This is a genomic window from Agriterribacter sp. (genome assembly GCF_035445465.1).
Lineage (GTDB): Bacteria > Bacteroidota > Bacteroidia > Chitinophagales > Chitinophagaceae > Agriterribacter.
Window position 1 is genome coordinate 1 of the sequence record NZ_DAOMQT010000013.1, and the last position, 20,010, is coordinate 20,010.

13 protein-coding genes are annotated in these 20,010 nt (G+C 43.0%); 5 read left to right on the forward strand and 8 right to left on the reverse strand.

What is annotated here, in order from left to right:
• From PLE34_RS08850 to fusA2, 3 genes are all read left to right on the forward strand, one after another.
• On the forward strand, nucleotides 1-2,267 hold a 2,267-nt coding region (locus PLE34_RS08850; protein ID WP_324555992.1), incomplete at its 5' end, for a T9SS type A sorting domain-containing protein.
• A gap of 181 nt (nucleotides 2,268-2,448) precedes the next feature.
• Nucleotides 2,449-2,829: a hypothetical protein gene (locus PLE34_RS08855; RefSeq protein ID WP_324555994.1), complete on the forward strand. Its 381-nt coding sequence runs from the start codon at nucleotides 2,449-2,451 to the stop codon at nucleotides 2,827-2,829.
• A gap of 119 nt (nucleotides 2,830-2,948) precedes the next feature.
• The gene (gene fusA2 / locus PLE34_RS08860; RefSeq protein WP_324555996.1) at nucleotides 2,949-5,090 is read left to right on the forward strand and encodes an elongation factor G2; all 2,142 of its coding nucleotides are present in this window, start codon (nucleotides 2,949-2,951) and stop codon (nucleotides 5,088-5,090) included.
• A gap of 34 nt (nucleotides 5,091-5,124) precedes the next feature.
• On the opposite strand, the gene PLE34_RS08865 is transcribed toward fusA2, so the two are convergent.
• Both PLE34_RS08865 and PLE34_RS08870 read right to left on the reverse strand, forming a co-directional pair.
• Entirely contained in the window at nucleotides 5,125-7,449 is a 2,325-nt protein-coding gene (locus PLE34_RS08865) for an N-acetylmuramoyl-L-alanine amidase (protein ID WP_324555998.1), read from the reverse strand.
• Nucleotides 7,450-7,483: 34 nt separating this feature from the next.
• Nucleotides 7,484-7,855: a BlaI/MecI/CopY family transcriptional regulator gene (locus PLE34_RS08870; protein WP_324556000.1), complete on the reverse strand. Its 372-nt coding sequence runs from the start codon at nucleotides 7,853-7,855 to the stop codon at nucleotides 7,484-7,486.
• A 163-nt stretch (nucleotides 7,856-8,018) separates the two neighbouring features.
• Between PLE34_RS08870 and PLE34_RS08875 the strand changes: the two genes are divergently transcribed.
• On the forward strand, nucleotides 8,019-8,705 hold the full coding sequence (locus PLE34_RS08875; protein ID WP_324556002.1) for a cell division ATP-binding protein FtsE: 687 nt from the start codon (nucleotides 8,019-8,021) through the stop codon (nucleotides 8,703-8,705).
• A 93-nt stretch (nucleotides 8,706-8,798) separates the two neighbouring features.
• Here PLE34_RS08875 and PLE34_RS08880 read toward each other — a convergent pair whose 3' ends face one another.
• The 5 genes from PLE34_RS08880 to PLE34_RS08900 form a co-directional block, all read right to left on the reverse strand.
• Nucleotides 8,799-9,881, reverse strand: a complete 1,083-nt coding sequence (locus PLE34_RS08880; protein ID WP_324556004.1) for a dipeptidase — start codon at nucleotides 9,879-9,881, stop codon at nucleotides 8,799-8,801.
• Between the two features lie 56 nt (nucleotides 9,882-9,937).
• Entirely contained in the window at nucleotides 9,938-10,954 is a 1,017-nt protein-coding gene (locus tag PLE34_RS08885; RefSeq protein ID WP_324556006.1) for a 3-hydroxyacyl-CoA dehydrogenase family protein, read from the reverse strand.
• Between the two features lie 19 nt (nucleotides 10,955-10,973).
• A complete protein-coding gene (locus PLE34_RS08890) occupies nucleotides 10,974-11,720 on the reverse strand; it encodes an SDR family NAD(P)-dependent oxidoreductase (RefSeq protein ID WP_324556008.1) in 747 nt (248 codons plus the stop codon).
• 105 nt (nucleotides 11,721-11,825) lie between these two features.
• A complete protein-coding gene (locus tag PLE34_RS08895) occupies nucleotides 11,826-12,932 on the reverse strand; it encodes a fatty acid desaturase family protein (protein WP_324556011.1) in 1,107 nt (368 codons plus the stop codon).
• Nucleotides 12,933-13,106: 174 nt separating this feature from the next.
• Nucleotides 13,107-14,093 carry an NAD-dependent epimerase/dehydratase family protein gene (locus tag PLE34_RS08900; protein ID WP_324556013.1) on the reverse strand — a complete coding sequence of 329 codons (987 nt, stop codon included), beginning with the start codon at nucleotides 14,091-14,093 and terminating at the stop codon, nucleotides 13,107-13,109.
• Between the two features lie 287 nt (nucleotides 14,094-14,380).
• Here PLE34_RS08900 and PLE34_RS08905 point away from each other — a divergent pair, with 287 nt between their 5' ends.
• Complete coding sequence (locus tag PLE34_RS08905; RefSeq protein ID WP_324556015.1) at nucleotides 14,381-15,088, forward strand: hypothetical protein; 708 nt, start codon at nucleotides 14,381-14,383, stop codon at nucleotides 15,086-15,088.
• Nucleotides 15,089-15,097: 9 nt separating this feature from the next.
• Here the strand turns inward: PLE34_RS08905 and PLE34_RS08910 are convergent, their stop codons facing one another.
• Nucleotides 15,098-19,864, reverse strand: a complete 4,767-nt coding sequence (locus tag PLE34_RS08910) for a translocation/assembly module TamB domain-containing protein (protein WP_324556017.1) — start codon at nucleotides 19,862-19,864, stop codon at nucleotides 15,098-15,100.
• Nucleotides 19,865-20,010 lie beyond the last annotated feature (146 nt).

Sequence of the window (20,010 nt, forward strand, 5' to 3'; positions counted from 1 at the left end):
ATGGTTGCAGTAACTCCGGTTCCAGAGCCATTACGGTAACACCCAAGCCGGTAATAAACCTGGGTGCAGCTACCACGATCTGCTCGGGAGATCCTATCACCCTTGATGCTGGCAATGCCGGTGCAACCTATAGCTGGAGCCCCGGGGGAGCAACTACCCAATCCATTACAGTTAACCCCACGGTTAACACTACCTATACGGTTACCGTAACCAAAGATGGTTGCAGTAACTCCGGTTCCAGAGCCATTACAGTAACTCCCAAGCCGGTAATAAACCTGGGTCCGGACGCTTCGATCTGCTCAGGCAGCAGCATTACGCTGGATGCAGGCGATCACGGAACAGGCGCTACCTACAACTGGAGCACAAGTGAAACTACCAGAACGATTGATGTAACTATGGCCGATACTTACACGGTTACCGTAACCAAAGACGGTTGTACGGGCACTGGCTCTAAAACCATTACCGTAAACACTTCAGGGTTGGTTGTGGATTTGGGTGCTGACATAGAGAGATGCGATAATGGTTTGCCAATCACATTAGACGCCGGCATAACAGGCGCCACTTATAAATGGGGCAGCTTGCCCGTATCTCCTGCAAATAATAAAACAACAAAGACAGTGCTGGTAATGACAGCAGGGAAATACTGGGTAACCGTAACAAAAGGCGGGTGTACAGCAACCGATACTATTCTTGTTATTGATAAGCCAAAGGTTGAACCTAAGTTTACTTTTACCCAAACCGGTTCGTGCAGCCCCATTAAGGTTAGTTTTACAGACGCTACTGAAGCGTGCAGCAGTATAATCAGCTACGAATGGAATTTTGGCGATGCTTCACCGGTATTGAGTGGATATAACCCTAACCCCGAACATGATTATGATCAGCCGGGACTCTATAAAGTAACATTAACTGTTTCGATCAGCGGGGAATCTAAAACATATGAGGAAGATATTATTGTAAGCGGAACCGGCATACCGGTTGACCTCGGAAATGATACTACCATTTGTGCGGGCAGCACGATCACGCTTGATGCCGGAAACCACGCAGGCGCAACGTACGAATGGGCTCCCGGCGGTGAAACCACGCAAAGCATTGCGGTTAGTGAAGCCGGCACCTATATTGTTACCGTAACTAAAGACGGTTGCAAAACCATAGATGCCATACAGGTAACGGTAGTTCCGGCGCTCACGGTTAACCTGGGCAACGATACCACTCTATGTCCGGGTAACAGTGTTGTATTAGATGCGGGTAACCCCGGCGCTACTTACCTGTGGAGCACGGGAGAAACTACCAGAATTATTTCAACAGATACTGCCGGCACCTACAGTGTTATGGTGAGCAAGGGCAGTTGCAGCGGCAGCGGATCGTTAGCCGTAAATATCAGCTCAACGCTTCCTGTATCATTAGGAAATGATACGACCATCTGCGCGGGCAGCAGCATCACGCTTGATGCAGGATATCCGGGGGCAACATATACCTGGAATACACCTGATGCATCACAAACAATTACAGTAAGCGATGCCGGGGTATATAAGGTAACGGTAAATAATAGCGGCTGCGTGGGTGAAGCTCAAATTGAAGTATCGCTGATGCCGGGAGCAACACCGGTGTACCTTGGCAATGATACCACCATCTGTTTTGGAAACGCGGTTATATTGGATGCCGGCAATCCGGGCGCTACTTATTTGTGGAGTACAGGCGAAACAACCCCGGTAATATACCCGATGGTATCTGGTACCTATAGCGTGGAAGTAACGCGCTGTGGAATAACAGAGCGTGATAGCATTGACCTGGTTATCGCTAATCTCCCTACACCTTCTATCAGCCAGTCGGGTAATGAACTGATCGCTTCCGAAGCGGATACCTATCAGTGGTATAAGAACGGCGTGCTGATCCCGGGAGCCACAGCTAAAAAGTACAAGCCGAGAGGATATGGCAAATATAAAGTTGTTGTTGCCAGCACCAGCACAGGATGCAGCGGCGAATCGGCTGAGTATTTCTTTGTGCCGGAAGGACACACCTATATAGGAGATATTAAGGTTAAAATATCGCCCAACCCGGGTAACGGGCTGGCAAAGCTTATCTTCTCCAAACTACCTCCCAAACCCATAAAAGTAACAGTATACGACAGGGTAGGAAGAAGAATACTGGTTACCACTATGATCAACACGGTGAATGATATTAACCTGGTGGCCTATGCAAAAGGAGAATATTTTGTGGAATGTATTTTAGATGATAAAAGAATTATTATACCACTAATAACCCAGTAAAGTCTTTCAGGAAGTTGATAGACAACCCCGCCATCCGGAGCAGCGATATGCTGCACGGATGGTTTTTTTATGCACAAAAGTCCTTGTATGTTTATATTTTTTAGTACTTTTAAACAGCACTATCCGATCCCATTGGCTAAAGCACAATTCATTTATTTCTTCACCTTTAAATTGTACGCCCATGGTTACCACAGACACTCCACAGCTCTCAGAAGCATGTAATACCCTGAGGGAGGCATTACGTTCACAGCGCGAAGAGTTTACCCGCATGAAAAATGAGCTGCAGCAGGCAGCGGCCCACATTACCAGTAAAGAAGCGCTTAAAGATGTTGAGCATTATGAAAATCAGTTCGATATTCAGCTTGCCAACATTCATGATCTGAAGCAGTCCATCAAATCCCTCAACAAAACGCCTGTTTTTCAGCCTGTTACCAACAATTACGCAACGCCTGAATTCATCACCTCCGGTTACGAAAAATTAGCGGCCGATTATCAGCATCTCCGGCAAACGCTGCACGAAATTAAAAATGATTTTCAGCGATTCCTGGTAAACTATACCTGATATTATATAACAAGGCATTTTTTGCAGAAAAAGCAGTCTTACCTCCTTTACTGTGCCATATTTTTATGCCTTTACGCTGGCTTAGCATGTCTTTTTACTCATCTTAAAATATAATTGCCATGGCCGCCGAATTCGACACCTCCCATGTAAAGAACATTGTGCTTCTCGGGCATGCAGGCTCCGGTAAAACAACACTTGCCGAATGCTTTCTTTTTGAAGCCGGCTTAATTTCCCGGCGGGGAACAATTGCTGAGAAGAATACCGTGGGAGATTATCATGAACTGGAGCAGGAAAGGGGCAACACGATATTCTCCAAGTTAATGCACACCAAATGGCGCGGATATAAGATCAATATCATTGATACACCCGGTTACGACGATTTTGCAGGAGAAGTACTCTCCGCGCTTCGTGTGGCCGACACCGGTATTATGCTGTTAAACGCGGCGATGGGAGTAGAAGTAAGCACTGAAGTAATATGGCAGTATACCGAAAGGTTTAAAACACCTATGATCTTCGCTGTTAATCACCTCGATGATGAAAAAGCCAGTTTTGACGACACGGTAAATGAAGCCAAACGGCATTTTGGCAGTAATGTAACGGTTATACAATATCCCCTGGAGCAGGGTGAAGGCTTTCATCGTATTATAGATGTGCTGCGTATGACGATGTATACATTTAAAGACACAGGCGGAAAGCCCGAAAAGCTGCCCATACCACCCGAAGAAAAGGAAAAAGCCGACCGGCTGCATAAGGAGTTGATTGAAGCCGTTGCCGGTAATGATGAAACGCTCATGGAAAAATATTTTGAAAAAGGAGAATTAGATGAAGACGAGATCAGGACGGGGATGAAAAAAGCCATGATCAACCATGACCTCTTTCCCCTGTTTTGCCTTTCGGCAGAACGCAATATGGGAAGCGGGCGCCTGATGGGCTTTATAGATAATGTTTGTCCGAGCGCCGATGAAATACCGCCACAGGTTTCCGTGAATGGAGAAATTATTCCCTGCGATGCAGGTAAACCGGTTTGCGCTTTTGTTTATAAGGCCATTTCAGAACCACACGTGGGGGAACTCTCGTTTATGAAAGTGTTTTCCGGAACGCTTAAAGCGGGCATGGATCTGCTTAATGAAACTACGGGTGTATCTGAAAAGCTGAACCAGTTGTTTGTGATGGAAGGTAATAAAAGAAATAACGTTGGTGAACTAAGCGCGGGCGATATAGGGGCAACCCTCAAACTGAAGAACACGCATGTGAACAACACCCTGCACGAACGGAATGTAAACTATGCCTTGCAACCTATTGAATTTCCTGCGCCTAATATGAGCATTGCGGTAAGAACGGTAAAAAAGGGGGAAGAAGAAAAACTGTCGGCCGCTTTACACCAGCTAAGGGAAGAAGACCCAACGCTTATCGTTAAGGTTTCGTCCGAATTAAAGCAAACGATCATTTATTGCCAGGGCGATATGCACCTGGCCGTTATTAAGTGGAAACTGCAGCATCAGCACAGGGTAGACGTTGTGTTTGAAGCGCCCGGAATTCCTTACCGGGAAACAATAAGAACCGCAGCGGAAGCGGTTTACCGGCACAAAAAACAATCGGGAGGAGCAGGGCAGTTTGGAGAAGTGCACATGCGTATAGAGCCCTGGTATGAAGGCATGCCGGAGCCGGCCGGGTTGAACGTGAGGGGAAGAGACACGCAGGAGCTTCCGTGGGGCGGTAAGCTGGTTTTTTATAACTGCATTGTTGGAGGCGCTATTGACCAGCGCTTTTTGCCTTCCATACTAAAAGGGGTAATGCAAAAAATGCAGGAAGGGCCGCTAACAGGCTCTTATGTAAGAGATATCAGGGTTTCGGTATTTGACGGCAGGATGCACCCTGTAGACAGCAATGATATTTCTTTTAAAATAGCCGGGCTCATGGCCTTTAAAAATGCTTTTCAAATGGCGGCGCCGCAACTGCTGGAACCTGTTTACCAGGTTGAAGTTTTATGCCCTGAAGATGTAACGGGCGCTGTTATGGGCGATTTGCAAACCCGCCGGGCTCTTGTGGAAGGCATGGACGCGGAAAGAAATTTTACGAGGATAATGGCTAAAGTGCCATTAGCTGAAATGAATGATTATTCTTCATCGCTGCGCTCTATAACACAGGGCAGGGCCAAGTTTAAAATGCAGTTTTATGAATACGTTATTGTACCATTTGAAATACAGCGTAAGCTAACGGAACAATACAATAAAACGGCTAAAGAAGAAATGGTGGGATGAGGGAACTCTAATATAATTCCTGTTACCCTGATCCTTACTCCTCCTGAATCTGGAATGTTACAGGCTGTTTGTGATACGCTTTTATCTTATGACCGTTTTGCACAGCCGGTATCCATTTGGGCCCGTTTTTAATCGCATCTGTAACGGTCTTTGCAAAAAAAGTACCTTCCATCGTTAGGGGTTTCACTTCGCTGAGATTGCCTTCCGTATCAACTATAAATTGTACCACGCAGGTTCCGGGTTTGTTTTCCTCCTGCAGGGAGTCTATCACTTTATTAATAGATGCTGAAATATATTTTGCCCACGCTGCTTCACCTCCCGGAAACGCAGGCGCTTTTTCCACTATTTGAAAAGTTTTGTCTCCTTTCTGAACTATGGAAGCATTATTTACATTCTTTAACGTAATTTCAATTACCCCATTTATAGCCCTCTCTCCGTATTTATCCACTGCTGATTTATCCTTTATAACATGTATACTTTCAATATCATTCGGATTGATCTTTTCCAGTCCTGACTTCGAAAATTCAATTCCATCAAGAAAATACAAAACCGAATCCATTGTACGAAAGTTACTACTGCGCAGTTCAATACCCGCTTTGGCAACAGGAACAATACCCCGTTTAATGGCTTCGGCCTTTGTTATTTTTTCAGCCGTATTATTTTTGTAAATAATAATAACCTGGTTATCCTTTGTAATATCAACCGATTTGATATTTGCAGGCAGGGTATCTATAGCGGTCTTCAAATCTTTTTTTACAGCAATGCTACTATTTGCACTATTAGCATTACTTTCCTGTCTTGGCGAATGAGCGTTCAAAGAAGGTTGGGGTTCTGTTTGCACGGCAATCGTTCCATCTTCTTTTGCTTTTGCAAACCGCTCAATCGCATTCAAAATATCCCTTGCAATTTTCTCCTGCTTTTTTTCATCTGTGATGAAGGCAATATCGTTCGGGTTGCTAAGGTACCCGCATTCAATAAGCAGGGCAGGGTAGTTGATAACAGGCGCGTCTAACACCCAAATGCCTTTTCCTGTTCTTTGTTTAATTTCCGGAGCTACGCCATAGTTCTTTTCTATTTCCCCGGCAACAAGGCTTCCAAACAACTGTGCCTGTTTCGTATAACCTGTTTGATTTTTTGAGAGGTATATTTCAAATCCGGATTTTGTTTTATCTCCCCCGTTTGGATCAACCTGGGCAACGTGAAGAGATATAAATAAATCTGGTTTTTGCAGTACAGCAAAGTCAACCTTATCGCGTACAGGCTGCGTAATGTCATTATCCCTTGTAAGAATTATCTTAACACTTTTATTGCTATTCAGTGCTTTTATTTTTCTCGACAAAGACAGTGTAATATCTTTTTCCCGGATTCCTTCAGAGCTCATAGCCCCTTCGTCATCCCCACCATGCCCCGCATCAATAACCACCGTAACAGGTGTTTCTAATTGGACGATTTGTATTCCATTCTGGTTGGGTAATAATTGTTTTGTTTTAACCGTAAATGCTACAAAAATAAAAGTCAGCAACGGCAATGCCAGTAAGCGGCTGATGTAATTCATACTTGGATTTTGCATTTTAGTTAACATGTGTAAACGTCTTTTTATGGATGATGAAAAAAAGCTGCTGGTGAGTCCAAAGGCCTGCTGCGGGTAAGCGGCATGTAATATCATGGCGGCAAAAGCGGCAGTATCCTTATCGTCAATAGCCTTGCTGTCGGCTATAAATTCATGGATCATATTCATCTCCCGCCGTATCAGCCAGAAGAAGGGATTGCACCAGAAAAAGATGAGTACAATATGCATAAACAATTTGTCGGCGCTGTGCTTTTCCGTTACATGCACCATTTCATGCGTAAATATTTTTTTCCCCGCATCAGCATGCATATCAATATTTTTATTCCAGAAGATATACCGGAAAAAAGAAAATGGAGTGCCTTTTGCTTCCGTTTGTATCACATTAATATGCTGTATCTTTTGTAAAGGATTATTGCGTGCCAGGCGGCTCAGCTTTACCAAGGCATGAAACAGTATAACGATCAAAGCAAGTGATACAACCATGTACACCATTATCGCCACCTGTTCGCCGCTGAGATGAAAGCTGCCGCTGCGGCTTACTTCATGCACATATTCATCACCGGTAGTTACAATGTTTAATAACTTTATCACCTGGCTGTCGTCTTCAGCGGGGGCATGCCAGATATTAATTGTAATTAACGGAAAGCTCAGGCTCACCACCACGGCGCTCAGCAGGTAAAACCGGTTCCAGCGGTGAAATAGCTTATTGTGCAGCGCCAGGCGGTAATAGCCATATAAAATACCCGAGCAAATGATAACTTTTAAGATGTAGTATGCTATAGCAAGCATAGGTTTTTGAAGTTTATAGTGTACTGTATAGTGTTTATTTCCCCTGCTTCTTAAGCTCTTTCAGCAGGCGTTCGAGGTCTTCCACGCTCAGGTTGTTTTCTTTTACCATAAAGGAAACCACATTGCTGAAAGACCCTTCAAAATAGCTTTTTACCATACTTTTCATCGTGGCTTTGGAGTAAGCCTCTTTACTGATAAGCGGATAATACCGGTGCATTCTTCCAAACAGTTCAATACCTACAAATTCTTTTTCTGCCAGTATCTTCAATATGGTAGCTACCGTATTCTGATGCGGTTTCGGATGGGGCATGGCATCAACCAGCTCGCGCAGAAACGCTTTTTCCAGCTTCCATAAAACCTGCATGATCTGCTCTTCTGCTTTTGTAAGATTTTTAATGATACTCATGTTTTTTGATTCTTGAAGCAAAGATAAACTAATTATTTAGTTACGCAACTACTTTCTTAGTTTATTACAAAAAAAATAATTTTACCTTAGTTCTTAGCGTAAAGAATACGTTCTTTGCAAAAATGCAGTAAACCGTAACTTTGAATTTATTGAGGATTGTATTATGGCAGAAACTATTTTAGAGCTTGAACACGCGAATATCTACCAGGGAAATTCACTTATTTTACAGGATGTAAATATCCGGGTAAACAAAGGCGAATTTGTTTACCTGGTGGGTAAAACGGGCTCCGGTAAATCGAGCCTGTTGAAAACATTGTACGGCGATTTAAAGCTAAAAGAAGGAGAGGGGAGCGTGGTAGGATATAAATTAAGGGATATGGATTGGAAAAAAATACCTTTCTTGAGAAGGAACCTGGGTATTGTATTCCAGGACTTTCAATTGCTCACCGACCGGAATGTACACGACAACCTGAAATTCGTTTTGCGTGCTACCGGATGGAAAGATGAAAAGCTCATCGAAGAAAAAATAAACGATGTGCTGGATAAAGTGGGACTAAAAACAAAAGGCTTTAAGTTTCCCTTTGAACTGTCGGGCGGAGAGCAGCAGCGGGTGGATGTTGCCCGCGCGTTATTGAATTCCCCCAAACTGATATTAGCCGATGAACCCACGGGAAATCTTGACCCTGAAACTTCAGACGAGATCATGCAGTTGCTTTTTCATATTTCCAAAGACTATGGGGCAGCTATTGTTATGGCCACGCATGATTACAGGGTGATCAGCAAATTTCCCGCAAGAACCATGCGCACCGAAAGAGGCAAGGTGATAGACAATACGGCCATCACTTTATAAGCAAGGTGCAGGAGGTTACAAGTTACAGGGTGCAAGGTGGGGGAAAATGATGATAAGTATAATACGTTGATCTCAAATTTAAAATTTCAAATCTCATATTTCAGATCCCCATGCGTTTTGCAGAAAGCGCAGCCAGTTTTTATGGAAAACTTTTTCTATATCCTGCTGCGGGTAACCCCGTTTTGCCAGCAACTCTTTTAATAATTGCAGATCTGCAATCGTATCCATATCGTATGGCGACTGTTCCTGCCCGAACATGCCGTCTAAATCGCTCCCGATAGCAATATGATTAGCATTGCCGGCAAGCTGGCAAATATGATCATAATGATCTATTAATATACTAAGCGTAATATTTTCTGTTTTGGGATCATTTTTTCCTCTCACCCATCCGGGCTTCAGCATCCATGCGTCCAGCACGCCGCCAATTACGGCATTTCTGTTTATCAGTATTTTTATTTGCTCATCGGTGAGCTGCCGCTGGTAGGGAACCAATGCCCTGCAGTTATGGTGACTTGCCCATACGGGACCTTTATATAAATCAACAGCCTGCGTAAAAGCCTCATCGGTTAAATGCGTTACATCAAGAATCATATTGAGGTTGTCCATTGCTTTAACCAGTTCTACGCCGCCCTTTGTAAGCGGACCTTCCATACCGGTGCCTGGAGCGTATCGTCCCGGCCCGTAATGTGCGGGGCCAAGCGCTCTTAACCCGTATTGATATGATCTTTCGAGGTAGGAAAGGTTAACCAAAGAATCTGCCCCTTCGAGGCTTAAAATATACCCCACCGGTTTTGTATGGTCAGGTATCGCAGTATCATTCCATAATTGAATATGTTTATTCAACGTATGCGCATTGGTGATCTGTACCATCTCTCCGCTGTCTTCCATAGCCTTATACCATGCCCTTTGTCCTTGTGTTTGCGCCCAGGCCTGTTCCGGGGAGTGCCAGCCAGCCAGTGTACTGTTTACATCTACAAACCTTGCGATCATGGTAGCCACTACCAAACCAATCCTGCCTCTGCGTAATTCGGGAAGGGATACCATGCCTTTACCACGGTCGGGTTTATCTGTCATGTTTTTTTCGCGTTGCCGTATTGCAGCAACGGGTTGTTTCAGATCCCTGTTCCATTCCAGGGCATTCATAGAAAGATCAAGGTGAGCGTCAATGATAAACATATATATGGTTTAAAGAGTGGTAAGTAGTAAGTAGTAAGTGGCAAGTAAGGCAGTGCTTATTTAGCATTGATATTTTTCTTTTGGAGGGTTTTTAATTTTTTTTTCACCACATCTTCCGGGTATTTTAAAGCAAGCTTCCTGATATCATAGCTGAAAGCGGTAAAGGTTTCTTCCCACAGCTTCGCTTCCTCAGGGGTATAGGAGTGGAACCCATGCGCGTTGGCAACGCCTTTCCCCCCGCTCTTTACAATTTCGTCAATAAGCTTTGGAACTTCTGCACTATTATTTAAAGTAGGGAACAGGTCTTTCATTACGGTATGATAAGCCGGCACCCCGGTGAGGTCCATCCAGCGAAAAACACCTACTAAGGTCATCCAGTAGCCGGCGTTGTTCCGGCAGGCCCGGTCTACATCTTCCACGGTTGCATATCCCTGTTCTACCAGCGATATGGCTTCGCGGTACATAGCATACATGATCCGGTTGGTAATGAACCCCCGGATATCTTTGCGTACCAATGTAGGCTCTTTGCCCCACAGGTGAGATAGTTCATATAAATATTCACCTTTTGTGATATCGCTTTCATTACCGCATATTACCTCCAAAAAACGGGTAGTGTGCGATGGCTCGGCCCAGTGTAAACCAAAGAATCTTGAGGGATGGGAGGTTTGCTGCTGCAGTATACTTATAGGAATAGCCGATGTGTTACTGGCCAGCAATGCGTTCTCGTCTATAACCGCTTCAATTTTACTGTATACAACCTTTTTTATATCCAGGTTCTCCAGTGTGCATTCAATTACCAATGCACAGCCCCGCAATTGATCATAGTCTTCTGTTATGCTAAGGTGCTGTAAATAAAAATCCGGCGCATTGGTAACCAGCTTCTCCCTGCGCGACCTTTGCAGGTGTTTTGTAATACGCTTAAGGGCAAATGCCAGGTCAATGGAAACGGGCGCTACCGCCACTACCGGATGACCGGCCATGAGGAGGCAGGTTGTGATGCTGCACCCCATTAATCCCAGGCCCACTACGCCTATTTTGATTTCTGCCGCATTTAATTGTGTATCTCTCATCATATGGTTTTAAAGATAATAATTAATAAGTAGCCCTTCCGCCAGACAGGTCGAAAGTAAAACCGGTGCTAAAACTATTTTGGGAAGATACTATAAAACATGCCATATCCGCGGCTTCATCTAAGGTTCCGCAACGTTTCATCGGTATTTTATCGGTCATGTATTTCACCTGCGCTTCCGGCATGGCATCTACCAGTGCAGTTCTGATAACGGCAGGGGCTAATGCGTTTATAGTAATATTGGTTTCTGCATATTCTTTCCCCTGTACCTTGGTCATACCAATTACCGCCGCCTTTGATGCGGAATAAGCCAGCATACCAGCATTTCCTTCCTTTCCGGCAATGGAAGCAATATGCAGAATACGGCCATAATTATTCCGGAGCATATGAGGCAACGCGTATTTTGAGGTAAAAAAGCTGCCCATAAAATTTACCGAAAAAACCATTTGAAGATTAGCGGTGGAAACTTCATGGCTTTTAATATGGGTTTCCCCTGTAATACCGGCACTGTTAACAAGGATATCTATTTTTCCAAATTGCTTCACGGTATCATCAACAGCCGCCTGTACCGCATTTTCGTTGGTAATGTCCAAAGCGAATATTTTATTTTCATATTTCAGCCGGCGAACAGCAGCGCGTAATTTCTCCTCTTCCTTATCGAATAGCGCCAGCTTTACTTTGCGCTCCGACAGCCTTTCGGCAATTGCCAGGCCCAATCCTGAAGCCGCGCCGGTAATAATAGCGGTTTGATTTTCCCATGCAAGATTCATACAGGTTGCTTTTGCACAAATTACTATACTTAATTGAGCAAAATTAAATCAAACGATTGTGTAATGTAAGCCGGGTTGAAAGCCTTCCGGCGGAGTTTAGTTCGTTTACATAGATTCTTCCCAAAGATCAAATTCGGCCCTGTTTTGCCTGAGCAGCAGGTAATGGTTGCTTAAGGAGGTAAGCAACGGGTAACTCCTGTACGGAAGGCCGTACTGATCCGACAACCGCTTCAGCGCCTGCGTTATCTCGGGGTAATATGCATGATGGATATTAGGAAAAAGATGGTGTACGATATGATAATTATAGTTGCCCATTACAAAGCGGGTAAACCAGCTTTCACCATTTACATCGTTTGTAGTTTTAAGCATATGAAGCATCCAGCCATAGGGCAATTTCTTCTGATTGTCCGGAACAGGAAACTCGGATTCCGTATTGGCATGGGGAGGAAGCAATACTATGAGTGCAAAAACGCTGGCAGAAAAAATCAGCACACAAAATGCACCAATGATCATCAGCCATGAAACACCTAAAAGGATCTTAGGAAGGATGACCAGGTAAAACAGAAAAAATATTTTAAACGCGAATAACTTTATGTACTCCGCCAGGGGAATGGTTATGAGCTTATGTACGGTTCTTTTGTTGCTGAAGAAATCTTTAAAATCGCGGACCAGCAACCAGTTAAATAAAAACAAGGGGTAAATAAAGGGAAGATAGATATGCTGGTATTTATGCATGGGAGAAAACCTGGAATGCGGCACTATTCGTACCAGGGCACTTTGATCTATATCTGTATCCCATCCATCTACATTGGGGTAGTTGTGATGATAACGGATATGGCGTGTTTTCCAGATAAAGCTATTGGCGCCCATGATGTCAAACAGGTATGTGTACACATCGTTCATCCGGCGACTGTTAAAAATAGTATGATGCACGCTGTCATGAATCACATTAAGATAATTCAGCACTATGGCAATACCCATAAAAAAGTAAGCGCCAAACAGCATCCACGGATTTGTGCCGTAGATTAACGCTAATGTCCAGAAAAAAAAATAAATAAAGGGGAAGAGGAAGGCTTTGAACAAAATTTCATTTCTTCTTACAGGCGCCAAAGCCAATACAATTTTTTTTGCTTCTACCCGAAGCTGCTGAAAAACATCTTCCCTTTCTTTTGTAAAATAAGGTTTCCTTGCTTTTAACGTATCCGTACTCATAGCCAGGTTTTTTAAGACTAGCATTCCAAGGGGAAGAGTGAAGATTCCGGCAAATTTAAAAATAAAAAATAAAACTATTATTGATTTCAGGCTAAAAGTTTATCAGTTCCGTTAATAAAATGTTACGGAATTATATTCAAATCGTCCCTGCCGGTCCGATGTCTGCATTACCATTTATTTCCTGTTTTGCTTTATCCATTCCACCGTTTCTTTTATACCCTCTTCAAGCGGTCTTATCCTGTAGCCCAGTTCGTTCACAGCTTTGCTACTGTCCAAAGCCCAGTGATATTTATATTTTGCCACCCAGTCGGGGGTGATCATCGGATATTTTCCCGTAACCTTTGCATTCCAGAGCATCGCATGGCTGAGCGCATTCAGCACAAAGAAGGGAACATGGCGTAATTGTTTTTCAATACCGCTATATTTTTTTATGAGCGCCATTAAATCATTAAACGTTGCATTCACTCCTCCCAGAATATAGCGCTCCCCGCTCCGGCCCTTTTCCATAGCCCTGATGTGCCCGTCTACCACATCATCAATAAAAGGATAGGAACCTATGTCTTTCCCGCTACCGGGTACTATTTTCCATTTTCCCTTCATATACAATTCAACAATTTTGGTTACCGGGTTGCTGCCCGTGTCATAGCCGGGCCCGTATATTCTTGACGGATTAAGAATACAAACAGCCAGTCCCTGTTTGGCATAATCCATCGCCACCTTTTCCGCGGCATTTTTTGTTGATTCATACAGGTTAAAAAAACCGGTGATGCGCGGATCTGTTTCCGTCATGGGCTTTTCTTTGGATGGCCCAATTACACCGGCAGTTGAAGTATAAACAATTTTTGATACCCCGGCTGCTTTTGCCGCTGCCAGCACATTTTCCGTTCCCTGTACATTAAGTGTTTGAAATACGGAGGCGTCTTTAGCCCAAAGCCTCGCATATGCAGCCAGGTGATAAACCCGGTCTACATGCTCCAATGCCGGTTTAAGCGACTCAGGATTCGTAATATCGCCCTTAAAAATCTTTATATTGGTTTTTTGAAATTCGGGCAGGGCAGGAGTTGTTCTGCATAAAAGATGAATAATATCATCCTGCTGTGCAAGTTGCGTAGTAAGCTTTGAGCCAATATATCCTGTTGAGCCTGTAATTAATATTGCCATGCGTGTAGTTTGGGGCAAAGTTAACAGCCTGCAGCATTCAGCTATGCCGGTTGATGAAGTTTTAAACCAGCTGAATTCGCGTCATTTGCTTTATGTTAAATAGCTGTTCTGTTTGGAACAAATAACCGTTCCGGTAAAGCGGATGTCCTTGTAATCAATATATTATCTGCTGCTGTCTGTTTACTGCTTAGTAATTCCTGCAATCCTATCCTTGGGTAAAAACGCTACAATAATCCCTAATAACAATAAAGGATGACTTTTATCGCTTATGTGTTAACCCCGTAATAGTGAAAAACGCACCCTATATATACCAGATTATTGCTGCCATAGCAGCCGTTTCCTTTTTCATACCCTTTTTTATTTTAATGGTAAAGCGGCTGGTGAAATACCAGGCATTTGTGTGGTTTGCGGTGTACTGGATGCTGGCAGGCGCTGTTAATTTGCTGTTCCTGAGTGAAACATTTACAGGCAGCCGCCTAATGATTGTTACAGAACGGGTATTTAACCTTGCCGATGCGCCCTTTATGTTATTCATTCTTTATAAAACAGTTCAGATCGAAACAATACAGGGAAGCATTAAAAAAATGTTACCGGCTTTTTTGTGTGCAGTGGTGCTGTTAACAGTTATTACCCAACTACAGGACTTCGCTGAAATCCTGATGATAGGCGGGGGACTGGTTATTATCATGATGTATATTATATGGATTATTGTGCACTATATTAAAGGGATAAAACACCATAACACTGAATATACCCTGCAGTTTATTTATTATGCCCTGCTATTTGAATATGGCATATCTGTTGTTACTTTTATTTTTAGCTATATGATCCCCGATCAAAGCAATGTGCAGGACAGTTTCCTGATTTATCATCTTTCTATTATCATTTCCATTTCGGTGGCGTCATACGGATTGTTCATGCACAAGGAAAGCCCGGAGGAGAAAAAACTAAAGGTGGAAAAGAAAGAGCGGGAAGCAGAAATAAAATTTCTATAGCTCCTTCCCTTAATTGAGCCTTACCACCGTTGAATCGCTTTCTTTATCCTGCTCCTTTTCTTTCATTTCCGCTTTCTTTCTCCGGATGCGATCGGAATCAAATTCCGTTCTGAAGGAAATGCTTCCACCGGCGCGGTTTCTTTTACCTGTGGTAGATAATGCATCAAAGTTACTCCGGTAAAAACAGCTTACCCTGAATTTCCCGTCGGGTGTGATTTTATATTCTGCAGTAATATCGGGCAGGAAGAGAAAATTAGTGCTCTCTGTTAATGCGGGTTGGGAGCCGCTGCTTACGAAATTAAAATCACTTCCAAAAGTAATGACCAGTTTGTCGTTCAGCAGGGATTTTATGAATTGAAGGCTGATATTATCGCGCGTAAGGTTTACGGTATTGCCGGAAGAAGTACCCGTAGGATCAATAGAAGCCCTTGTATAATTAAAGTTTACACTCAGCGTGGGATCTTTAAAAATACCATACAAAAGGGTTTTAAGCGAACTGGTAAGGTACCCCGAAATATATTCGGAAATGGTATTGAAAGCAAAAGTAGTGGCATCGGTTTGCAGCACATTATACTGTCCAATGGGAGCAAAACTCCTGAATACGATCAGGTAGGCCACCTGTTTATTCTTTTCATTATCATCATTATTGATGCGCTGTAAATCGCCAAGCAAACGCTGGCTGTTTTTTACATCGCTGTTAGCGGCCAAGGCAATATCAAAGTAAATATCGGGTTTGCCTAATGAGCCCTTCAGCGTGCAAAGCACATCTATATCTGTTCGTTCGCTTTTCAACCTGCTTACTTCCGGGTCTGTGGTTTGTCCCTGTTCGGCATACAATGAACTGAGCTTTACATCATTGGCTATATATTTTGCTCTTAAATTGATTTCAGCCTGGTTAGGATCTCCGTCCCAACGTATATAGCTTCCTTCATTGGGCAATAGCACAAAAGGTTTTTTAAATATCTCCTGGAAGCTGAAGCGGTAATATCCTCTGTCTATTGTATACTTGCCGTTGATCGTAAACGGAGAACTGGAGCCTGTGTGCATTTTTAATGTGCCGCTCCCCGTTGCTTCTATGATGTCTCCGGTTATTTCATCAAGCACCATATACATGCGGGTATAATTATTGGCAGTAAGGTTAAGATCAATATTAAGCTGCGAAGCATCGGCTCCTAAACCGTCAATGTTCATTTCCCGCCCGTATTGCTTCCAGATAATATAATCTGCACTGCCGCTTTCTTTAGACGACGACGATGTAATATAGATACTTGAGCTGTCAACAGGCTCTCCGGTAATGGTCATTCTCATATCATCCTCCGGTCCCCTGAACCTGAAATTAGCCTTACCAATAGCTTTCCCGTAAAACAAACTGTTATCGGACCTGGTGGTATTCAGCAGTAATAAACGATTGGTATTAATGGATATGTTGTATACAAAATTGTTGAAATTGGAATGCTGTAAATCTCCGGTGAGCTGGGCTGTATTAAGGGCGTTTTTACCATTTTGAGGAAGGGTATCATGTAAGGAAATAGTGCCAAAGTCTATTTTCCCGGGTGTAAAAACAATCCTGGCGCTATCAAAAGTATAATAGCATTGCGTATACAATACTTTTAACCCCGCGTTTTTTACATCAATAGTACCAATATAATCCGGTTTGTTAATATCACCTTTCATACGCAGGTTTCCGGTGGCAAAGCCTCTCATGTTGCCAAAGATGGAGCCCAGGTACTTTTCCAGAAAGTGAATATTGGTATAATCGAAATTGGCGTTGGCATTGATTTGCTGATGCAGGGAATCTACAATTTCATACGAGCCCGCAATGCTGAACCTGTAGTTATTGTTATCCGATATCGCCTCGTAGGTTGCTTTCCTGCTCCTGTTGTCCCAGGCGCCGGTAATAGCGATCTTTCCTATAGAATCATTTTCCAGCCTGAACTGTTCCGCATGGAGTTCTGAGGATATATACATATCGCGGAAAGCGTCTTCAATGGTAACCGTTCCCGACACAATCCCTTCCATCCGGGGCTCTTTCACCAGGAAGGGCATGAAATCGCCAATATTTACTTTTTTCATTTCAACAATAACATCATCCCATGTGCCTACATCGGAATGTTTGCTTACCACGGCAATTTCCTGATCGCCATTGCTGAATTTTATATTCCTGGCGTCAATATAAGAGCGGCTCAGCGTTAATTCACCACCCTCATCTATTTTCCATGTTTTTTCATTCAGCACAATGCTCGACGGATCAAAATGTAGTTTTATACCGTCTTCCAGGTTAGTGATCTGCGCAGAAAGCCGTGCATCATTAATAGTTTGTGTTGCGGCAGTACTGATGTTAAGCTGCGAAACGTTATTGCTGGAGGCGATGGATATTTTACTTCCGGGAAACTGAAGACTGTCGTTTACAATGGTATTACCAATAATACCGGTTAATTTCAAACTATCCATATTGCCTAAACCGGTTAGCCGGAAATCATGTACAGCCAGATTTTTATATGCGGCATAGGGGATCATTGTGCTGACAGCCATAAGATTGGTTGCCGAATTAAGCGAACCCACAATGGTGCTGTTGTTAAATCCTTTTAATGCAGGATTGATCAGCGACAGGTACTGGTCTATATTTTTAACATCTAATTGAAAAAGAAAATTCTGGTCTTTAATCGCTTTTTTGGGCGGAGGTATATAAGCAGGATAATATTTATTCAGGAATTGCTTTACCGCTTCCGGCAATTCACGAATCGTAAAATCTCCTATCAAAAATGCAGAAGCTTCTGTATTGCGCAGTTGCAATATCTTTTGCTGGTCTATTAACTGTGAGCTTAAGGTAAGCGTATCAAAAACAAATGTTTGATTGCTTTTGGTAACGGCAACATCATATAGTGAAACGGTACCCAAAAAATTATCAATATCATCTCCGTTAAAATTCATGTCAAATTTGCCTATTACATTCACGTCTTCTTTGGCAAACCCCATCCTTTTTAAATTGCTCCTTTGTATATCGGCAAAGAAATTAAATTCAGGCTTATTCGTGTTAAAATCAATATCACCATCAAGCGTAATAATTACATTGGGGTCGTTAACATGAACAGCGCCACGGAAAAGCTTTTTATCCATGTGCCCATTCACTACAATATTTTCATAATTATAATCATTATACTGCAAATGAGAGAATATGCCATCCAGGTTTGCATTCAGCGTTTGAGCGCTGAAACCGCTTCCCTTCACCTTTCCGTTAAAAGAAACAGTTCCCAGGCTGCTCACGCCTATGAAAGTTCCCATATCAAAATTATCCGTTGATATTTTCCCGGAATAAGCCGCATTTCCTTTAGCAGGAAATTTCATATTCAGATCGGAAGTAATAGCGCCGAGATTAGTTTGAATAGTACCATAAGTAACAAAGTCGCGCAGGAAGCCCGTAAAGTTTCCTTTAAATCCTATATTACGGATTTCGTTGAAGCGCGGATCCGTAATCTTTTTCAGATCCGGAAAAATTCCGGCAATGTCATCATAAGTAGTGCGAAAAGCATTGGCTTTAAAATCAATATAAGTAGAATCTATATCGGGTAGTCCGGCCATTTTTATATTACCGTTGAGATAAGTGTCTTTGCCCGATTCAACAATGAAATTTTTAGCATTCAAATGATCTATAGTGCCCTTAACATCTCCTTCCATTCTTATCTGGCGGTTCCAGGTTTTAAGTTCCGGCGCAAAAAAGGCAATGTCTTTGCTATGCAGTGTACTGCTCTTAAAGCGTCCTTCTAATTTTACATTGCTGATAAAATCGCTCATGTCATCATTAAAGTCATTATACCGCATGGCATAATAATGGGTAAGATGACTGTAAGGCGTTCTGATATCGAGGCTGTCGAATATCATGGCGCCGGGTTGCATTCTGAAAGCAGCAGTAAGCGATTTAACCGCGAAGCCTGATCTTTCTTTTGTGCTGAGGTTTATATTGGCAAACAACGTATCCTGCAGGAGCGCCACTTTTTTAAACGCCCCGTTAATGGCGTAAAAATGAATACGGCTGGCATCAAAATAATCGTATGTTTTGCGCTGTACATCCCTGTTGCTTTTAAATACGCCATTATTCAGTGTTAGTTCATTAACACGCATTTCCCATCCCCCGGCGTTGAAGGGCCCTGCAACAGTATCCTGTATGCTATCTGTTGTGGATACTGGTAGTTTAGGGCGTCGTCCTGCATAATCATATATGGTAAAAACGGGCTCATCAAGCTCAAGGGTAGCGATGCTAACCAGTTTTTTTGTGAAATTAATTTCATCTGCCTTTAAGGCCAGTTGCTGCAGATCAAGCTCCATATCCTGTCCGCGCCATTCATCCCTGTGCTTTACATGAATATTTTTAAGCGATATTTCTTTTAATGACAGGGTGATTTGCTTTTTACTTTGAGCAGAAGGTGGCGATGAAAAATAATCCGCCAGGAACTGGTAATTCCATACGGCATCTACCCGGTGCAGACGAATTGTTGCATCTTCTAATCCTATATATTTAAGCTCCGCCTGATCTTTGAAAAAGAACCAGTCGGTAATATTCACCGTTATCTTTCCTGCATACAAAAGGGTGTCCTTTTGCTGATCTTCAATGTACACCCCCTCGAGATTCATTTTATTAAAAAGCGCGAAATTAACATGCCGGATGGCAACTGTAGTATTGAGGTCTTTCGATAGCCGGTGTGTAACCGCTTTTACCAGCCAGTTTTGTACGGGTGCACTGTTAACCAGGATAGCCGTCATTACAACCAGGAAGAGCAATGACAGGAATACGACCTTTAATATTTTACGTGTAGTTTTCAGGCTGGGAAATTGATTTGTAAAAATAGGTAAACCCTTTCGTTGTGCAAATTCAATACCAACAGGAAACGTGAAAATTTGCATTTAAAATACTCCCTGTACCCGGT